Consider the following 2,306-nt stretch of genomic DNA (forward strand, 5'->3'; position numbering starts at 1 on the left):
TACAATCTGCACAGGTACTATGATCCGGATGTCGGGCGGTTTACGCAGCCGGACCTGATAGGGCTGGCGGGGGGATTAAACCTCTATAGTTATGCGCCTAACCCGCTGGGGTGGATCGATCCGTTAGGTTTGACAACAACCCCTATCTATGAGAATCCTGGTCATCATGACCCCAATTATCTACCAAATAGACAGGTTCCATTTAATAGTACAAAAAGTGTAATTCCTCCTAATGCAGAAACACTTTTTGGGTATAGTCAGGTCGATCCTAATGACCCTAAAACTCGATGGACAAAAGTTGGTGAAGGTAAAAAAGCAGTATGGCATAGATTCCAGAGTAGTGCTGGGGATGGTTCTAAGCCTTTCCACTGGAATGGTTCTACTGATGGTGTGGATATAAAAGGTAGAGCAAGGGCTATAGATATCAAAAATGTTCCTAGAGCAGCAAGAAACATGAAAGGGTGTGAGCTATGATTACTCAACTAATAGGTGATAAGTCTCATATTGCAGTGGAGTATTATTTAGAAAATAAATCTGTATTTATTGGGCGAGCAAAATTTTGGATTCATAATGCCTTTTTTGGAAGTTTAGATGATACGATTTTTTTTGATGGTTATTTAATCGGTGGTTTAGTTGAGGTTTTAAATAAAGATAAATTAAATAATAGATATGCATTAAACAAGCCTTCTGAAATATATCATTTACTGGACAAAGACAGAGAATTTGGTGATGATGATCTTTATAATTTAGCAAGCTCCTATCGTATAAACTTAGGAACATGGACTGATTATTTTGATATTTATTCGTATAGAATCACAGATAACACAGGCGTTATATTATGGAGGTTTATTGGTGGGAGTGATGATTTAAAAGATTTAGAAAATTACCCATTACATGTATTTTGTGAGAGAATAAATTATGATGAGTTATCTAATCTTATAGAGAGAATTCGCATGATAAACAATTAATCATATTCTAAAGTATTGGGAGCTTTTCAAGCTAAGCATAAATAATATCTTAGCTAAGAAATTATATCTCCCCAGTTCATGAAATCATAATAGTAGGTCCTGGCACTATGACGTTACAGCCTTGATAACTTATATACGAAGTTGATGGTACGATCGGTCAGATGGGTAGATTACTCAACCTGACCCGATAGGCTTAAGGGGCGGGGTTAACTTATATGCTTATGCGCCAAATCCAGTAAGCTGGATAGATCCGCTTGGGTTAAATACCACCTGCTTAAAAGCCGAGAATGGTTACTCAAGAGGGAAAAGGCATGGGATGAAACTACATCCTAACGCAGCTCAAGCAATTGCAGATAAAGAAAAGAATCCTCATGGAGTTTGGAGAAGCAAGGATGATCTGAAATATGCTGGAGAACAAGCTGCCACGCTAAAACCGGGAGAGATGAAAGATTTTCCTATAAATCAAAATAGTAAGAGTGAAGTTTATATTCCCGGGGGAAATGGAGTACCTATTAAACCGGATAAAATTCGGGTCAGAAATAATGGGGATGGGACTTTTCACGGTTTTCCAATTGACTCATCGACAGCAGGACCCATTTTTGAAAAGGGTAAGTAATATGTTCAAAATAGAAATTGATGATACTTATGAAAAAGGCCTCATGGATGAAGAGGATATTAATTTATCGGAGGCTATATTTTCCGTATATCCCATATCATCCGGGTGTTTTTATATAAACTGGAATGGTGTTCATATTTCACTAACCCTTAATTGCCTGAGTGAAATTATTGATGATATTATCAAAATGCTTGATGGTATCATTTGCGGGGTTGACTTTGAATGCAATTTTTTATGTGAATCCTTTACGGTATTATTAGATGTTAAAATAGAAAAAAAGAATATTAAAATTTATTCAAATTGGATCTCCATAAATACGGATGAACTTTCTAGGTTAAATTCGAGCGAAAGTGTGTTGCTTATAAATAAATATAAATATATCTATGAATGGAACGAATTATTATCTGTCATAAATAATGATCTAAAGTCGGTTGGGTATCATTTTTTATTTTTAGACAAAAAGCTTTATTTTTATAATAAATTCCTGCAGCAGGAAGATAATATATGATTTTATAAAAATAATTGAGGGATGACACATATCATCGAACTACATTGTCTTTAATAGCATGACGCGGGACTGTACTATCATCGGTTCCGGTACTATGATTGCGAGACGTGGCAGTATCGGTGTGTTGACCCGATAGGGCTAAGAGGCGGGTTAAACTTATATGCTTATGCGCCTAATCCGTTAAGCTGGATCGATCCGCTGGGGCTAAGTGGTG

At 36.5% G+C, this 2,306-nt stretch carries 4 protein-coding genes and 2 pseudogenes; all 6 read left to right on the plus strand.

Annotated features, from left to right (window positions below):
* Positions 1-474, plus strand: a 474-nt coding sequence (locus HEM79_RS22820) for an RHS repeat-associated core domain-containing protein (RefSeq protein WP_286178678.1), incomplete at its 5' end; no start/stop codon positions are given.
* On the plus strand, positions 471-968 hold the full coding sequence (locus tag HEM79_RS22120) for a hypothetical protein (protein ID WP_194313761.1): 498 nt from the start codon (positions 471-473) through the stop codon (positions 966-968). The genes HEM79_RS22820 and HEM79_RS22120, both read left to right, overlap by 4 nt.
* Positions 969-1,146: 178 nt before the next feature.
* Positions 1,147-1,237: pseudogene (locus HEM79_RS22825) on the plus strand (RHS repeat-associated core domain-containing protein); the annotation flags it as partial.
* Between the two features lie 47 nt (positions 1,238-1,284).
* Complete coding sequence (locus HEM79_RS22125) at positions 1,285-1,584, plus strand: hypothetical protein (RefSeq protein WP_286178680.1); 300 nt, start codon at positions 1,285-1,287, stop codon at positions 1,582-1,584.
* A gap of 1 nt (position 1,585) precedes the next feature.
* Positions 1,586-2,092, plus strand: coding sequence for a hypothetical protein (locus tag HEM79_RS22130; protein ID WP_176241414.1), 507 nt, complete (start codon positions 1,586-1,588; stop codon positions 2,090-2,092).
* 60 nt (positions 2,093-2,152) lie between these two features.
* Positions 2,153-2,306: pseudogene (locus tag HEM79_RS22135) on the plus strand (RHS repeat-associated core domain-containing protein); the annotation flags it as partial.

It is taken from the genome of Escherichia sp. 93.0816 (assembly GCF_013368855.2).
Lineage (GTDB): Bacteria > Pseudomonadota > Gammaproteobacteria > Enterobacterales > Enterobacteriaceae > Escherichia > Escherichia ruysiae.